The 17,372-nt window shown below is 47.0% G+C and carries 12 protein-coding genes; all 12 read right to left on the minus strand.

The window, feature by feature from the left end:
* Nucleotides 1-4: 4 nt before the first annotated feature.
* The gene (locus tag AAHN97_RS05910; protein WP_343306632.1) at nt 5-850 is read right to left on the minus strand and encodes a peroxiredoxin family protein; all 846 of its coding nucleotides are present in this window, start codon (nt 848-850) and stop codon (nt 5-7) included.
* Nucleotides 851-932: 82 nt separating this feature from the next.
* Entirely contained in the window at nt 933-2,402 is a 1,470-nt protein-coding gene (locus AAHN97_RS05915; RefSeq protein ID WP_343306633.1) for a PKD-like family lipoprotein, read from the minus strand.
* A gap of 21 nt (nt 2,403-2,423) precedes the next feature.
* Nucleotides 2,424-3,248, minus strand: coding sequence for a DUF4843 domain-containing protein (locus tag AAHN97_RS05920; RefSeq protein WP_343306634.1), 825 nt, complete (start codon nt 3,246-3,248; stop codon nt 2,424-2,426).
* 8 nt (nt 3,249-3,256) lie between these two features.
* Entirely contained in the window at nt 3,257-4,765 is a 1,509-nt protein-coding gene (locus AAHN97_RS05925) for a RagB/SusD family nutrient uptake outer membrane protein (protein WP_343306635.1), read from the minus strand.
* Nucleotides 4,766-4,776: 11 nt separating this feature from the next.
* Nucleotides 4,777-8,148, minus strand: coding sequence for a SusC/RagA family TonB-linked outer membrane protein (locus tag AAHN97_RS05930; RefSeq protein ID WP_343306636.1), 3,372 nt, complete (start codon nt 8,146-8,148; stop codon nt 4,777-4,779).
* A 329-nt stretch (nt 8,149-8,477) separates the two neighbouring features.
* Nucleotides 8,478-9,698: a FecR family protein gene (locus AAHN97_RS05935; RefSeq protein ID WP_343306637.1), complete on the minus strand. Its 1,221-nt coding sequence runs from the start codon at nt 9,696-9,698 to the stop codon at nt 8,478-8,480.
* 51 nt (nt 9,699-9,749) lie between these two features.
* Nucleotides 9,750-10,325, minus strand: coding sequence for an RNA polymerase sigma factor (locus AAHN97_RS05940; RefSeq protein WP_343306638.1), 576 nt, complete (start codon nt 10,323-10,325; stop codon nt 9,750-9,752).
* 79 nt (nt 10,326-10,404) lie between these two features.
* The gene (locus AAHN97_RS05945) at nt 10,405-11,229 is read right to left on the minus strand and encodes an AraC family transcriptional regulator (protein ID WP_343306639.1); all 825 of its coding nucleotides are present in this window, start codon (nt 11,227-11,229) and stop codon (nt 10,405-10,407) included.
* Between the two features lie 52 nt (nt 11,230-11,281).
* Nucleotides 11,282-12,301: an SDR family NAD(P)-dependent oxidoreductase gene (locus tag AAHN97_RS05950; protein WP_343306640.1), complete on the minus strand. Its 1,020-nt coding sequence runs from the start codon at nt 12,299-12,301 to the stop codon at nt 11,282-11,284.
* A 139-nt stretch (nt 12,302-12,440) separates the two neighbouring features.
* Nucleotides 12,441-13,757, minus strand: coding sequence for a MutS-related protein (locus AAHN97_RS05955; protein WP_343306641.1), 1,317 nt, complete (start codon nt 13,755-13,757; stop codon nt 12,441-12,443).
* The gene (locus AAHN97_RS05960; RefSeq protein WP_343306642.1) at nt 13,754-15,043 is read right to left on the minus strand and encodes a MutS-related protein; all 1,290 of its coding nucleotides are present in this window, start codon (nt 15,041-15,043) and stop codon (nt 13,754-13,756) included. The genes AAHN97_RS05955 and AAHN97_RS05960 overlap by 4 nt, the downstream gene beginning before the upstream one ends.
* A 1-nt stretch (nt 15,044) precedes the next feature.
* Nucleotides 15,045-17,366, minus strand: coding sequence for a Gldg family protein (locus AAHN97_RS05965; RefSeq protein ID WP_343306643.1), 2,322 nt, complete (start codon nt 17,364-17,366; stop codon nt 15,045-15,047).
* Between the last annotated feature and the right edge of the window lie 6 nt (nt 17,367-17,372).

The raw sequence follows: 17,372 nt of genomic DNA on the forward strand, positions 1-17,372 counted from the left end.
GGTACTATTTTAATATTTCTTCTAGTTTTTGGATAAGCTGTTCACCGCGAAGGTCCTTGGCGATGATCTTCCCGCGTGGATCTATCAGAAAGTTCTGCGGGATGGAACGTATCATGTACAACTTCGCTACTTCATTGTTCCAGTATTTCAGATCAGATACATGTTTCCAGGTTAAGCCATCGTGATGGATGGCTTTCAGCCAGTCTGCCTGTTTACCCGGCTGGTCCAGTGATACGGAAAGGATGTCAAAGCTTTTATCTTTAAAACGATTGTAAGCAGCTACTACAACGGGATTCTCTTCCCGGCAGGGGCCACACCAGCTTGCCCAGAAATCCAGCAGCAAATATTTTCCTTTATAGTCTGCCAGTCGTACAGGAAGGCCGGAGGTGTCGGGAGCGGAAAAGGAAGGGGCCTTGGCACCGATACGCACCGTCATATAACGATCAATGAGCTTTTTTGTACTCACACCGCCCTCGCTTTCCCGCACCTTTTTATCCAGCTTCTTAAACAGCCCCTCATATTTCTGAATATCATCGGGGATAGGGCCGATGGCATCTTTCAGGGCTTCCAAGCTTACCATATAGCCGGGATGCTGCTGCACGAAAACGATCTCCTGCTTTTTCCTTTCTGCTTTCAACACCGCCCATTCAGCGCGGTATTGTGCAAGCCCTATGGTATCATACTTCGCTTTTGCTTTTTGTGCATCCAGCCATGCCTGCTGCCGGTCTGCCATTTTCTGATCTATCACCTGCAGGGCCTGTTTCAGTTCTGTTCTTTGCATGGCTGTATCCGTTTGTGCCAGTACGTTCAGGGCACTAAAGCTGCATGCAAGTAGTAATAAGCTTTTCATTGATTTGTTTTTATAAAGACATGAGATCACCCCGCCAGCTGTTGTACAGCGGCAATTGGGGTGAGCTCATGTATGTAATAATTTAGAAGACCCTGCTTCCGAATCCGTTTTCCATATAGATAACGGTGTTGATCCGTCCCTCACCTTCAAAATCAGGCTGGGCTAATGGCTGAATGGTTCCGGTAGAGCTGATCTTATGCAGGTATACTTTGTACCGGCCGTTGGCATAAGTTGCGATCGACAGGTAATCTGTTGTGATGGGTATACCGGCAGAAGGCTGAGGGTACTTGATATGCTGGATACCTGTAACGGTTTCACCGGCAGGCAGTGTTACCTGCAATGCCTCCTGCAGCGTGATCAGGTCTGTCATGTAAACCTTATTTCCCAGGGCGTAGTAGATGAAATCCGCATCATAATTACCGCCGATGGCAGTCGCTGCCATTATGCTATGTGTGCCAGGCACCGTTACTTTTGCCTGTATCATAGGCTGTTGCGTACCGAACAGAAAACCGAATTGTACATTCAGCCTGTAAAGGAGCCCTGAGCCATCAGGCTTACGAAAAAGGGCCATGGCTAAACCGCGCAGGCCTGCATAACTATTCAGCCATACAAGATCAGCATTCATATTCTTCAGCTCAGCTCCACTGGCAGGCACAGTTTGAAAACTGAAGTCGTTAATGAGCACCAGTGATTTTGAATCCTGGTCAAAAGCAAGGGTCATAGCCCCTACAGCCGTTATTGATGATAGTTTGGCGGGGTTGTAAGGTAATGAACTGAATAAAGTGCCCTTTTGCATCACATATGCCTGCCCATCATTAACCACTCCTACAACGTTTGTATTAACAGGTTGGTATACACTTTGCGGCCTGCGCACGGAAGGTTTGCTAAAGAACATATCATCAAAGGTCCGCATTACCTTTCCATTATCTATCCGGTATATCGCCGCGTCTTTATCTGAGAGCACAGTGAATGCTGAGAAAATATCCAGGGAAGTAAGGGCCATCTTAAAGGTATTCGTGAACACGGCTTTAACAGCTGCCCCTTCCAGGCTTTTACCGTCATTGTGAAAAGCGATCCAGTTATCTATACGGCCGAGGCTATGAATGAAATCAAAGTCTGTTTTCCCATTGTTGTCTTTGAGCAGGTACCAGCCATTCATGTTCAGTGTGGACACGGTCATGTTCACATTCAGCAATTTGGTGACACCGGTTTCTTTATCTTTCAGGTTGAACACCAGTACATAAGGGCCGGGATTTAACACCATGGCATAGTCAAGGTCCTTTGTTTTAGCCAGTGTATCCGGCTTCCTGTTGCCCTTTCCGATAGTATAATTGGCGTCAAATGCCGTCCAGTAATATTCGTACCGGCTTTCATCCTGCACGGTGGGATGAATGCGTAAAGTATCTTTATGTGTTAATACAGCATAGCTGGCTTGCAATCCGCTCACAGTAAAGGTCGGCAGTGGCCGGTCAGCTGAAGTGCTTTTATCTTTGGTGCAGGCAAAGGCAAGTATGGAAAACAAGCCGGCTGCCAGGAAATATAATTTCTTCATCTTGATAATTATTGATGGTGATCAGGGGAAAGTAACTACTGCGCTGGTTGGTGAATCTGTTTCACGCAAGGGCGCTTTTCCACTGGCGATGTTAGCAGGATCGCTGTTGAATGTAGTTAATGCACGCTTCAACAGGTTCGCGTAGTTGCCCACTGCCTGTGCCGCAAGAGCCGCCTGGTACCATGCTTCATCTATATTCACTTTCAGCACATTTATCATAAACTGATGTTTGCCTGTGCTGTATTTTCCGAAATTGTTAAATGCCGGTGCCGCGGTACCATCTATCCTCCAGGAGTAAAAACGTTCCAGGCGGTCCGAAAACACAATTGTTTTTTCCCTCGAAAGTTTCTCTCCCAGGCCAAATTCCTTATTGGCAACAAGTTGCAGGCGCAAACGGTAACTGTTTGTTTTCAGGCTGGCATCGCGTAACAGTACTACTGGTATCCGGGCTCTTACAGAGTCCGCTTTCACTATCATCATAGATTCCAGCGATTTGTCCGCCAGGTCAATATAATGCGTGCCGGGAACAGCTTTGAACGGCCGCTCAGTAGCAATGGTATCTGTTATCTGGTTAGTGATGGGATCGCGAACATAGGTGTAATCAAACTCCGGGATCTGCACCAGTTTCACCGGCCGGTCGTAATTAGTGATGCCGCCGATAGTACTAACCTCTATATAAACGGTATCCTTTACAACGGAAACGGGATCATAAACAAATGTTGAGCTGAGTGAAGTGGTATCGCTCAACTGTACCCTGGCAATATCGTTGAATAGCAGGTATTCTGATTTGGTGCAGCCGGAAGCTGTTGCCAGCAGAATTGCTATAATGTATATGAATCTTTTCATGGCTGTGATCACTTGTTGTGGTAATTAATTTCACGGTCAGGTTTAGGTACAATGTATCTTGCTGTTGTACCGCTGTAGAACGCAGCTGTCCAGCTGGCAGGCAATGTGGTTACATTGTATCTCTTATAGGTGAAGAAGGTCTGGCCTTCAGCAAAGAACTCCCGCACATATTCCCTGATCATTTTATTCTTCCTGTCTGTTTCCCAGGCTGCAGCATTAAAGCCGTTAGTGAAGGGGATACCTTTTTCTGCGCAATAGGTTCTGTAAAAACCTTCTGCTTCTGCTTTAGACTCCGCGCACTCTGTGAGGATGAGATACATTTCACTGAGGCGGAGCAAAGGGATCTGCAGAACCGGCAATGTTTCCCGCTGCAGGTATTTTGCATTCATCACAAAGTTGGTGTTACCTGCTGTTACTTTATAGGCCCACATACCAACCCATCTCACATCGGCAATCCGCTCAGCTACCGGGAAGAGGTTGTTGAGATAATAATATCCATCCTGTATGTTGAAGTCAGAACGGGCCAGGCTGCCACCTTCCAGGAACAGATCGATGGCTTTTTGTTTCAGGTCATACATGCTGATGGCCATAATATGCTCGGGAGACATGGTATTATCTCCGGCATTACGGTCTGCAGCTTTTCCAAGGCGGAAAGTAGGTACACCTGAACGGTCTTTGGCGTCTACCACCATCTTCGCATATTTAGCGGCGTTTGCGCGGTTGGTATTGTTAGAAGGCGCCAGCCACATATATACCCTGGCTTTCAGGGCCAGTACTGCATAATAGTTCATGCGTACCTGGCGGTACATGTAGTAATTGTCTGCTACTACCGGCGGAGCGGTAGCATTAGGCAAAGGGTTTAGTTCTGCTATGGAATATTGTATGAACGGATCCACATCTTTCAACAAGCCTTCTGCTGCATCAAGGTCTGCCAGTACATTTTGCGCAAACTCCTGGAAAGAAACAGATACAACAATCTCTTTGGATACTGCTTTCACATAAGGTAATACCGCCGTAGTGCCCGGATTATCCGGCATAGGACCGAACATGCGCAGCACATCAAAGTGCGCAAAAGCGCGTAAAGCCAATGCTTCTCCTTTGAGTAGCGCGTAGTTGTTATCAGTGAAGATTGATTTTTTGGCGTCTATCCTTTCCAGGATGCTGTTCACATCCGCTATTACCTTATACTCATCCTGGTAAGTGGCATCCAGCCAGCCTCTCACTGCTGCATCCGTATAATTGGCTGCTGCCAGGTTGTTGAGGGCTGCGTTGCTGGGGGCGGTTACATCCCAGTTGCGTGCCATGTATTCAATATTGCCCCATATCAATGCACCGCCATAGGTGTTGCCGCTTTTCATATGAAGATAAGCACCTGTGAGGGCATCCCTGAACCCTTTCTGGGTCTGGAACAACTCGTCTTTCGTAGTAGTTGCTGCCGGTTTTACATCCAGCCACTTGTTACACCCGGTAAAGGCCAGGGCACTCAGTACTATAGTGGAGATAATTATTTTCTTCATTGGATTTCAGATTAAAAAGTGGCAAACAAGCTAAAGCTAACCTGCCGGGTGAATGGATAGTCTGTACCACGTTCCTGCTTCACGCTGGAGATATAGAACAGCTCCCCGGTATTAGCGCCTACAGACAATGCCTGCATACGCAAACGCCTCAGCAGTTCCCTGTTCTGAACATCATAAGTGATGTTCACATTCTGGCAGGTAAGCGTTGACTCATTCTGCACAAAGCGGGAGGAAGGATTGATGCGTATGGTTTCATTGATCCCGCGGAACGTAACAATGTCTCCCGGTTTTTTCCAGCGGTCATAATACACCCGTGCATCTACGTTTAAAAACCTGTTGGCATTTTCTATTTTGTCTATCAGCGTTTCATTATACAACTGTCCGCCAAAACGGTAACCGAAAGAAGTGTTGAAGTTGAAACCGCCATAACGGAACAGGGTGCTGAAATTACCACGGTATTTCGGTTGAGATAAACCAACAGCTATCCGGTCTTTAGGATCCCAGGAATAAGTGACCCCGCCATCTTTCTTTAAGAATACTTCTTTACCGGTGCTCGGGTCTATGCCCAGTGAAGGCACTGCATAAATAGTATTCTGAGAAGCGCCTTCACGGATGATCCTGTTGGGCGTGTTATTTAAATAGTCCGGCTGGGTAGCAAGTTTATCATTCGCGGCTTTCATAGCCTCGGATAGTTTTACGATCTTATCCTGGTTGTAGGCGATATTACCTGTAACAGACCAATAGATCCGGCGTGCATTATTCTGGATCAGGGTTACCCTGGCCATTATCTCAAAACCTTTCTGCTCCAGTTCGCCAATATTTTCAATATAGTCTGTAAAACCATTGGAATAAGGGAGTTCCAGGGAAGAAAGCAGGTTAGAAGTATGTTCTTTATAATAATCAGCCTGGAGTTCTACACGGTGGTTAAATAATTCAACTTCAATACCCAGGTCATATTTATCCGTTTTCTGCCATTGCAGGTCCGGGTTACCAAGTGCTTTCTGAACAGCACCTATCCAGTTCTTGTAACGGTCGTTCGTAATATAACCGTAAGTAGCCAGTGGCTGGTAGGCATTAAAATTCTGATTACCTGTTACACCAAAAGTACCCCGCAGCTTCAGGCGATTGATAAAGGGGAGGTTGTCTATGATAATGGCTTCATTATGGAGGTTCCAGCCCGCGCCGGCAGACCAGAAAGGTGCAAAACGTTTATCTGTTCCAAACTGGGATGCGCCGTCAACACGGTAGTTCAATTCTGCTGTGTAACGTTTGTCGTAAGTATAAGTAAGCATGCTCGCCAGCCCCACTCTGCGTGTAGTGGCTTCTGATCCGTCAGGAGAACTGTTTGGCTTATACTGCAGCGCTTCGCCAATAAAATCAATGCTTTCATCCGGGAAACCTTCCGCACTGAACATGTAAGTGGTGCCCTTGTTTTCGGCCACTTCCAGGTTTACATCCACACTTAAAGCGTGCAGATTATTGAAAGTATTGTAATAGCCCGCCTGCAGCCTTGCAGTATAGTTGAAATTCTTTCCACTGTTATAATCATAACTTCCTTTCCTGATCAGATCCTCTTCTTTATACTGTGAAAACGCGGAGTGCGATGCCGGTCTGAATCTGTCTGAGGAGGATTGTTTGCTGCTGATCCCTAAAAAGCCGCTGAGCGACACGTGATCAACAGGCATCCACTGAACCTGGAAGTTATTGGTGATATTGGTATAGGCATTTTTGTCGAAAGTATTCAGTGTGGCATCGTACATGGGGTTAGCATATGGCATGGTATACCTTTGGCTTTGATCCCAGTAGTCCTTGAGGTAAGGGCTGAAAGTCTGTACAATTTTTCCGTTAGCATCGTAAGGGCTCCAGTAAGGATTTAGTTGTACGTAGTCGCCGAATGATCCCCAGGGAGATTCTTCTGCCTTTGCACTGCCCACAGTAAGATTGTTACGGAAGTTGAGCCTGTTCAGGCGGTAGGAGATATCTACGGTACCATTCACGGTTTCACGGCCTGAACCTTTCATCACACCGTTTATCTTGTTATACTGGCCCTGCAGGGAATACCTGAATGCGTTGTCTCCACCTTCCAGCCTGATAGAATGGTTCTGATCTTTTCCTGTGCGTAAAGGTTTGGACATCCAGTCCGTATTTACGCCGCTTTGCACCAGACCAAGCAGCTGATTATAATATTGCTCCATGGCAATATTGGACTGAGGTGTTTTGGTAGGATTGCTGAAATAACCGGAGATGCGTTCCAGCTCCAGTTTTTCCGCGGCGTTCAGCAAGTGGTAGCTGCCGAGGTCCGGCAGGCTCAGGTTCATACCTGCTCTGTAAGTGAATCTTAACTTTCCGCCCACTGGTTGTTTGGTGGTCACAACAATTACACCATTTGCACCCTGAGAACCATACAGGGAAGTAGCCCCGCCATCTTTCAGTAACGTAACGGATTCTATCTCATTGGTATTAAAGTCCAGCAACCTTTCCATAGTGGATTGAAACCCGTCTATCACTACAAGCGGCTGGTTAAGCGCGGCAGCAGCGGCCTCTCCGAGCTGGTTGATCTGGTCTACATTGGGAAGGTTCCGGGTACCGCGGAGTTGTATATCCGGTATACGGTTGGGATTTGAGCCTAAAGTATTATTGGGAACAATGTAGAAAGAGGGATCGATATTACCCAGTGTAACAAAGATATTACGGCCCTGGAATTGCTGGATCTCTTTTGCCGTGATCACTTTCACAGCGCCGGTATAACTTTCTTTGTTTTTATTAAAGATCCCCGTTACTACCACATTGCTGATAGTGGAAATGGCTGGTGCCAGGGTAATACTGATCGGTTTGCTGATGTCCCTGATCTTGTAGGTAACAGTTCTGTAACCCACATAACTGATGATGAGTACATCACCCACGTTGGCGTTCACCTTAAACTGCCCTGCATTGTCTGTAGTAGCTACCTGTTGTGTACCTGAAACCCTTACAGTAGCTCCGGGCAGCGGATCATTGCTCAGGCTGTCTCTTATGGCTCCGGAAACGGGCTGAAAGAAGGCTGCCGAAAGGGGAGTGGGCGTACCCAAATGCATAACCGCCACTGGCTTTGGCGCCAGCACGATCGTTTTTGTGCTTGCTTTGACCTCGAACAGGAAAGGCTGGTCCTTTGCTATAATGTTCAGCACATCATTTAAAGGAAGGCCGTTTACTTCCAGTGAAACGGGCTTTGCATCCGCCAGCATTTCCTGGTTGTAAAAAGTAACATACCCTGTTTGCTGCTTAATAGACTGGAGGATCTTTTTAACGGGTATATTCCTGCCCGATAGTGTTACCGCCTGTCCAACAACAGCGGCCTGAACATGAATTAGCGCAACAGTTAATAGTACAATTGTCATTTTCATCGCTAGAACAATTGATGCTGTACTGGCCCGATGGCTCCGCGTTTTGCTCCGGACCATCGCCAGCAGCGGTTTGGTTGATTCCCTGTGTGCCGGTTGTTGTTCGCATGGCACAGCCGTAACATACGGCTTGGGATAAGCTGTAAAATCCATAAATTACATCTGGTTAGGGTTGATAAAATAATCGGTAATTCCTCCCACGGAAAATTGTTTATAGGGATCGGCCCAACCGTCCGCCGGAGGTGTTGGTAGCACCTTCGGTTTTTTATTGGCTATCCCCGCTGGTTGTCTGTCATGGACTCATCTATGATATTTTGGTATAGTGTGAAATATTATGGTATTACAACCAGTTTGCGGCTTTCCTCAAAACGGAAATGCACGTTGGACTTTTCCAGGATCTGTAAAACATCCTGTAATGTATTCTGTCTGTTTATCTCTCCTCCGAAACGGATAGGAGGTATCCCCTTTGCATAAGTTACTTCTATATCATACCAGCGTTCCAGCTGCCGCATTACTTCTTCCAGGCTGGCATCCTCAAAATTGAACAGCCCGTTCTTCCATGCCATTACTTTATCAAGATCAGCATCGTTCACCACTTCCAGCTGCTCCCTGGCAGGTTTTGCCAGGGCCTGCTGCCCGGGTTTAAGTGTTTGTGACTGCTGGTATGCGCTCAGTTTTACTGCGCCGTCCAGCAGCGTAGTTCTGATAACAGATTCATTGCGGTAGGCGTTTACGTTAAAACTGGTGCCCAATACTTCCACTGTTGCATCCCTCGCTGTGATCTTAAAAGGCATCGCTGCATTTTTCGCTACTTCGAAATAAGCTTCTCCTTCCAGTTCCACCAGGCGTTCCCTGCCCGTGAATGCAGTAGGGTATTTTATAGCACTGGCTGCGTTAAGCCATACCTTGCTGCCATCTGGTAATTGTAATCTGAACTGGCGCCCTTTAGGCGTAGTAATGGTATTAAAGGCCGTTTCCCTGGAGGAACCGTCATAGGCCAGCTGGCCGTTCTGCAGTACTACCTGTACACCGCTCTGGTTGGCTACAACACCATTACCCAAACTATCCAGTACCACCTTGGATCCGTCAGCCAGCGTCAGGATTGCACCTTCACGGCCTGGTTCTATTACAGCGGTGGCGGAGGCCGGTGGCTGATCTGTTCCTTTATTATTAATAGCCCAGAAATAAGTACCTGCGCTTAGCAGCAGCAATACTGCCGCCGCATAACGGAAAGGCCTTCGCCTCAGGAAATGGACCTGGTGAACAGCAGGGGTAGGTGTACTAACCAGTTCACTGATCCTGTTCATGGCGCGTTGTTTATTTAACTCCCGGTTCTTTTCTATCCCATGCCATGTTTTAAGCATTTCCTGTACAGCAGCAGGGTTTCCCAGGCGTTCAAAAAGCGCCTTATTCTCTTCTGACCGGTCTTTCCACGCTTCCAGCAACGCCAGTTCTTCTCCGGACAGCGTTTCCCCGATGAGCAGCTTTTGCAGCAGGGGTGCTACCGGATCCAGTAATTCCGTGTTAATGATGGGAGAATCCTCCTTAGCCATGCCAGTTATTTTCAGTAGAACAACTGAAGAGAAGGAAGCGTGACAGATTTTTTAAAAAAATAACATGGAGAAGATGTGTTCGCTGAGACCTTTCCGTAACAAGGCACTTTTCAGCTCTTTCAGGGCACGGCCTTTTCGCTGCCGGAGGTTGTCCATACTAATACCTAACTGGTCTGCCGCTTCTGCAGAAGAAAGATCTTCTATATATAATAATTCCACTATCTGGCGGTAGGATTCAGGCAGGAGAGCCACTTCCTGGTAAACAAGGTGCATAATGTCTGACTCCACCACCAGGGTTTCCAGCCTGGGGGTATCCAGTAACAGCGCCTGTTCTGTTTTTTCCCGCACCTGCAGGTGCTTCAGGTAATTCAGGCTGGCATTCCTTACCAGGGTGAAAAGGTAACCCCTGAGTTTACCGGTGCTTTCAAAGCGGGTGGGGATCTGCCAGAGCTTTACCAGGGAATCTATGGCAATATCCTCGGCTTGTTGCAGGTTTTGTATGATACTGAGGGAAAAATAAACGAGAGAATTATAATAAGTGTCATGCAAATAGGGGTATATGGCAGCATCACCTTCAGCTATGCGCGTCAGCAGTTCATTGTCCTCGTATGATGAATTAGCAGGCAAAATTCGTTATCCCCTCATTTGAATAAATGCATTCCCCGATCGTTTGGTGTATCCGGCCCGCAAATTACAAACAAAAAACCTATTCCGGGGGCCTCTTTTTGTCGAACAGGGCGTTGGGCGGGTAACCGTATTGGTTTTTAAATGCATAGGAAAAATGGGAGAGGTTCTCAAAACCCACCTCAAAATAAACGTCAATTGGTTTCCGGTGTTTCTCCGCTATCTGGTAATGCGCCAGCCCCAATCGTTTTTCCGTCAGCCATTTTTGGGGCGTGGTATTAAAGGTCTTTTTAAAATCCCGCCTGAAGGTGGCCAGGCTGCGGCCGGTAAGGTATCCGAACTTATCCATCGTCATATTGAACATATAATGACGTTCCATAAAGTCTGTCAGGTCTATTTTGCCCGGATCATCAAAGTCTGCCAGCAAACCATCCACGCCTTTATCAATAGACCTTAAGATGCTGATGGCTTCTTCAATTTTAATATCGGCGATATTGGGCGGCAGGTCTTCTCCCAGGTCAAAGTAGGGGATCAGTGAGGCCAGGCAGCTTTCCAGCAGGGGATGTTTCCGGAAGCGGTAGACCTTTTGAAAGGTCTGCATTTTGCCGGAACTCGTATGCCTGGCATAGAAATCTTTTAGCCTTTCTTTGGTAAGATGCATGGCCACCGCTTTATGCGGTTTTCCGTTCTTGGGGTAATTGATCACCGTAGCCAGCTGATTGCGGGGAATAAGAAAGATATCGCCTGCATTGAAAGTATAAGTGGCATCTGCCTGTATGATCTTTGTTTCACCGGAAATAAACCACACCAGCATATGATGCTCAAACACTACTTCCGTTCTGAAAATATTGCCGCTGAATTCAGAGAGTTTGATATCAGGTGTAATGTATTTTGTTTCGAATTCCATGTTGCCGAATTTACAAAATAGCCAGCTGTTTTAATACAGCTGGCTTATTATCTTAGAGTTTGAATTGAATGCCGGTCATTTCTTCGCTTAATGTCCATAACTTTTGAGCGAGCGTTGCATCCACCGCATAAGGCTTAACACCTCTCAAAGAAGAAGGATCACTATAGTTATGTTCAATATTCCCTTCATCCAGTTCTGCTACATCCGCATTCTCACAATACACCCCGCCGATGCCATTTAACTGGCTGCTGGTAGCGCACCATACTGAAGTGGCTGCTCCCTGTTCAACAGTTTTGAGTGTGGCAGCTACTTCCGGGTAGATGTTCCCGTTTGCATCGTGGGTACCCATTTGCTGGAATAAGCTCATGGGTGCAACACGCCCCAGATCAGTACCATTCACTGAGCCCGGGTGCAGAGAGAAGGCCCGTACACCAAATGTTTTGCCACGGTGGTCCAGTTCCACTGCAAAGAGATTGTTGGCTGTTTTAGACTGGCCATATCCCTGCAATGTTTCATACTCCCTGTTTAAGAAGTTGGGATCATCAAAGTTAAAAGGCGCCATCTGGTGACCGAAGGAAGATACATTGATCACACGTGCACCTTTGGCTTTCTTCAATGCAGGCCAGAGTTTAGCGGTTAATTGAAAATGCCCTAAGTGATTGGTGGCAAGCTGTGATTCATACCCGCGCTGATCACGTTGCAGTGGTACCCACATGATGCCTGCATTGTTTACGAGTATATGCAGGGTGCCATGTTCAGCAAGGAACTTCGCTGCGAAAGCATTAATGGAAGCAGGATCCATTAGGTCCATTGCTTCAACTGTTACATTGGGAATACCTTTAAGATTATTTGCTGCCTTATTAATATCACGGGCAGGTACGATCACTTTTGCGCCCACAGCTATAAAAGCCTTCACTGTTTCCAGTCCTATCCCTGCATAACCACCGGTAACAATAATAGTTTTACCGGTAAGATTTACACCTTTTATCACATCATGTGTTGTAGAGCTGGCGTTAAACCCAGAGTTGACAGGCGTTTGCAATGCTCCGTTGTAGTTGTCTTTAGTTTCCATCTTATTTATTTTTATAAGACAAAACTACAGACAGTAAAACGGAGTCGCTTTGTTTAAAGCGTCAAATCGTTTTGTTTAAAACGTCATAATTAAAAACAAAAGAGAAGGCATCATATAACCTGCTCCTTTGTTAATTGCTTTATCCTTCGATCAATTCCAGTATTCCTTCGTTGCGGATGATCATCATGCCCTGCCGGTCTGCGGTAACACCTTTCTGCAGCTGGTAGGTATAACGGGGATGGACACCGTCCATCACGGTAGGCATGTACACAAAATGGATGTTATCGTGGCTTTTCAATGCTTCCGCTACTTCGATAATATGTGTTGAAATAATGAAGAGGCATTCCCTGTATCCGGCAAATGCTTCTGTTACAGCCAGCGTACCGTCATAGGCATCTTTCACGTTCGTTCCCTTGAACAGTTCATCAAACATCAGCATGAGCCTTTTACCGCTGGCTGTAGCATCTGCAGCCTGCTTTACCCGCATCACTTCCGCATAAAAATGACTGTATCCCAGGCTGATATTATCCGCAACATTGATAGAGGAGTAAAGCCCTTCCCGCACAGAAAAATCCATGCCTGTTGCTGCTACGGGAAAGCCTATGTGCGCGAGGTACATGGCTATGCCAAGGGATTTCATCCAGGTGGATTTACCGGCCATGTTAGCGCCGGTGAGGAACAGCACATTGCTGTCCCCGTTCATAGACAGATCGTTGCCTACTGCATTTTTTATCGCGGGATGATACAGGCCCGTAGCAGAGAGGATGTTCTTTTCCGCCGGCCATGCGCGGGCATACACAAAACCTCTTGCACGTGCCACATTACTCACAGCTATGTTCACATCCACTTCATAAATGAACGCAAGGACCGCTTCCATCTGTTCACGCAGTTCCCCTTTTAAAACATGATCATAGGATGCAATGGTTTTAAACGGCAGTGCTTTATAGATATCCGTATGACTGAGTTTTTCCAGCCGTTTATCGGATAACAGCTCCCGGATGGTGCTTATGCGGTCCGCATAAGGGCCTGTAGGGGAGTGGATCGTATCCAGGAAGGCATAACATTTGTTCAGGGTAACGATCGTTGCCTGTAATCCCTGCACGATCTTTTTGTATTGATCATTCCGGGTTAAAGCGGCCAGCCATTTTTTAACAAGGGTTCCTGCGAGTGTAATGAGCACATTGCTCCCGGAATCCGCATCCAGGTATTCCCGCATGGTACTGATCTCTTTTGCATCGAAAGGGAATACGGTATCTGCCTGCTGGAAGAACCGGAAAATGCTGCTGCGTTCAACGATAGCAACGGCATTGGTCAGTGGTGTACGGAACATGTTATCCAGCAGCTGTTCACCACCGCGTGTTTTAACCTGGTTGAACATGCTGTAAACTGAACCGTGCCGGAATTTTCCCAGCAGGTTTAGTTCTTCCAGTGTTTGTGCATCTATGCTAAAGTTCATGCTTGTGATATTTTTCCGGGTCTGTGCCCATTCTTCAATGTTTCCAGGATGTTCTCGTTCCTGATAATGATCATCCCGTGCCGGTCGTCTGTAATGCCCCTTTCTAAAGTGTAGGTGTATTCGGGTGTATGGCCGTTCATACGTGTAGGAAGGTAAAGGAAGCCGATAGTGTTTTGCTGTTTCAGATCTTCGCCGGCTTCAACGATGTGCGAGGAGATAATGAACATGCTGGTCTTCTTCCTGCTAAAAGCGCTGGTAATGGCTACGGTAGCTTCATGGGCATCTTTTACATTCGTTCCCCTGAACAGTTCATCAAATACAATGAACAAGGCTTTGCCCCGGTTTAATTCTGTGGCCACTTTTTTTACGCGCAGCACTTCTGCATAAAAATGACTGGCCCCTATACCTAAATTATCCGGCAGGTTAATGGTCGTATACATGCCGTCCATTACGGAGAACTCCATGGAAGCTGCTGCCACCGGGAATCCTACATGAGCCACGTATAAAGCGGTGCTCACGGAACGCAGGAAAGTGGACTTCCCCGCCATATTAGCACCGGTAAGAAAAATAACATGTTCAGCAGGGCTCATGGATACGTTATTGCCAACCGGATGCTGTAAAGAAGGATGGTACACGCCTTCCAGCTTCAGTATGCATTGCCCTTTTTCACGGGCCAAAGGAAAAACGAATTGCCTTTCTGCAGCGATGCCTGCAACAGAGAGATACACATCCAGGTAATAAATATGCCGGAGCAATTGCGCTATCCTGTCGCGTTCACGTACCCTGAAAAGATTATCATAGGCTGCAACGGCAGCAAAGGATAAACGCGCATTTTCCTTTTCGCGTAATGTGGGTTCCAATGCAGGAGCATTCACCAGCGATGTGATCTCAGCCAGTTCTTCTGCATAGGCAGCGATGTTCTTTACTTCCGTTGATCCTGTAAATTCCCGCGTCTGCAGGATCAGCGAGATCACAGATGATACGCCCTGCTGGATCTCTTTGTCATTCAACTTCGCATGATCCGGGTCCTTTATGTACTTCTCCGTTATATCGAATAAAGCTGAACTGAACGGAAAGGCCTTTTTTAACCGGGCAAAACTTTTGATGATACTACTGCGCCGGCTGATCGCTTCCGTGTCAGACAGCGGGGCGAGGAACATTTCTTTCAGGATCAGTTCACCACCCCTGGTATGTGTACGGTTATACAGATCATAAATGCCGTTGTTGCCGCGTTTTTCGAATATCCCCAGATCGGTGATCGTTTGCTCGTCTGTATGAAAGGCCATTTTATGCTCTTTTACGCCTGATTAATAATATGGAGCCTGTCAGCAATATGAGGGCCGGCAGTATCCAGATGTATATGATCTTCAGCATGCTTACGCCATTGGGGCTGATGCTCACTTTATTGTCTTTCACGTCCGGGCGTGGTGCATAGATCGGGAAACTGCCATAGTTCATCCAGCTGTAAAATGCCCTGCTCATGAAACTGCCGCCATTCCTGAGATTGCTCATGAAATCAGCATCACTGCAAACAACGATGCGCTGCTGCCGGTTATTGATCTGCCTGGTGAGTGCCATAGCTGTAGGGAAACTGCCTTTGAGATCTCCTTCCAGCGGGCTGAATACCGGCGCTGCGGAATCTGTTACCAGGGTACCTGCTTTCAGCCAGGTTTGTTCAGTGGACAGTAATAAAGGCGTTGCTTTAAAAGGAGCCTGTGCTGATGTGGAAATACCGGTTGCGCCGGGCATGAGTATCTTGCCCGTGTCTCCATATTTCTTTATCTCCAGCAGCGCGCCTTCTTCCGCAAGATTTAAGGTGGTCCCTGTGATATAAGGTTGTGTCATATGGGGCATCTCATCTTTGCTGGGCTCTATCAGCGTGCCGTTCATCAGTTGCACACCCAGTTGCTGCAATAGCGGGTTCAGTACATATTGTTTACCTGGTTCGCCCAGTATCAGCATATTGCCGCCATTGTCTATATAACGCCTGATCTTGCCCAGCGCGGTTTCGCTGAGTTCCATCCTTGGATCTGCCAGCACAAGTGTGGTGACATCCGGAGGAATACTGGCAGTGTTCAGTGAAATAGTATCTGCATTAAAGCCCACATTGATCAATGAAAAGCGGTTCTCCAAGGCCAGTGCATGCAGCCGGTATTCCCGTTCTCCCTTTTTATAGATACTGCGTTCAAGGTCGCCGCTGATGAAAGCAACCCTGGGCAGCTTTGCCTTTACCAGGCGTTTAATGGCTGCAGCCACCTGTGTTTCCATCGGCCAGAAGATGTTGTCGTCAAAGGTCCGCAGGAAGGTGGTTCTGCCCTTGTATTTTAACTGCATCACCAACCGGTAATTTTCCGGCAACAGGTTGATCGTTTTGCGTATGGAGTCCGGCGATTGAAAGCGCGATACCTTTTCATCATAACCTTCTATCATTTGCACTGCCATCTGCTGTACGGTTTTCCCGGGGAATGATCTGCGCAAAGAACCAGCATCTATAATACTGTCGTAAGCATAATAGTATACATAGTTAAAGCGGATGTCCGGTTTGAAACGCTGGTACTGGTCCCATACTTCAGAGAGGTATTCATTGCGTTTTTCCGGCAGGCCTCTGTAAGCGCCGCCGCCGAGTATATTGGTGTACAGCGTTACCTCCAATGGATCTTTGCCCAGTTCTTTGATCACCTCCTGTGTCCGTGGATGAATGGTATTGGTTTGCGCAGCAGTGGTATCCCAGTAACCTGTAAGGGTGGGGCGTGAACTCACATATCCTGCCAGTAATACAGATAATATCACCAGCGCATAACCTCCTGCTCTTATATACCATGGCTTTGACTGGCGTGCTGCCCTGAGCTTGAGCAGGGTAAATGCCAGGAACATATATACGATGAGGATGAAATAAATAACATCTTTCGTGGTGATCAATCCCTGCAGCATTTTTCCAGTTCGCCCTGATAAGGAAAGGAAGTACGTGAGGTCCCTCACAAGATCGATCTTCTGCCATAAGCTGCCAATGCGGCTCAGGATGAAAATAATAATAAAGCTGCCGATAGCGGAAACGATCTGGTAAGTGGTGAGGCTGGACATAAACAAGCCGATAGACGAATAGGCGCAAACAAGCAGGTAAAAACCAAGTGAGGCAGATAACAACATGCCATAGTCAACCGATTGGATATTGAATGCCCCTGATATCATAAATACACCTATGATCGAAAGCAACAACAGGTTGTAGATCATGATGGCAAGGTATTTCCCTAATACGATCTGCCGCAGCTTAACGGGAGAAGAATAAAGCAGTTTGATAGTACCATTGCTGATCTCCCGGTTGATCAATCCCATAGAGAGCAATGGAACAAACAGGTAGAGATTTTGCAGTGCGCTGCTGAAGATGCCGTTCGGGCTCAGGAAGATCTTCAGGGTCTGTGAAACCGGACCAAAGTCTTTGAACTTTGGATGATTTCTCAGCAGCAGGTCCTGCAGTTTGGCGGTGCCGTATAAAGTGTCTGTATAGAAATAAGCGCATTGCACAAAGAACGCAACAGCCAGGAACCATGCTACGGGAGAATAGAAGAGATTACGAAGTTCTGTCTTCGCAATTTTATAGATCATTTTCATCAATTA

The organism is Chitinophaga niabensis (assembly GCF_039545795.1).
Classification (GTDB): domain Bacteria; phylum Bacteroidota; class Bacteroidia; order Chitinophagales; family Chitinophagaceae; genus Chitinophaga; species Chitinophaga niabensis_B.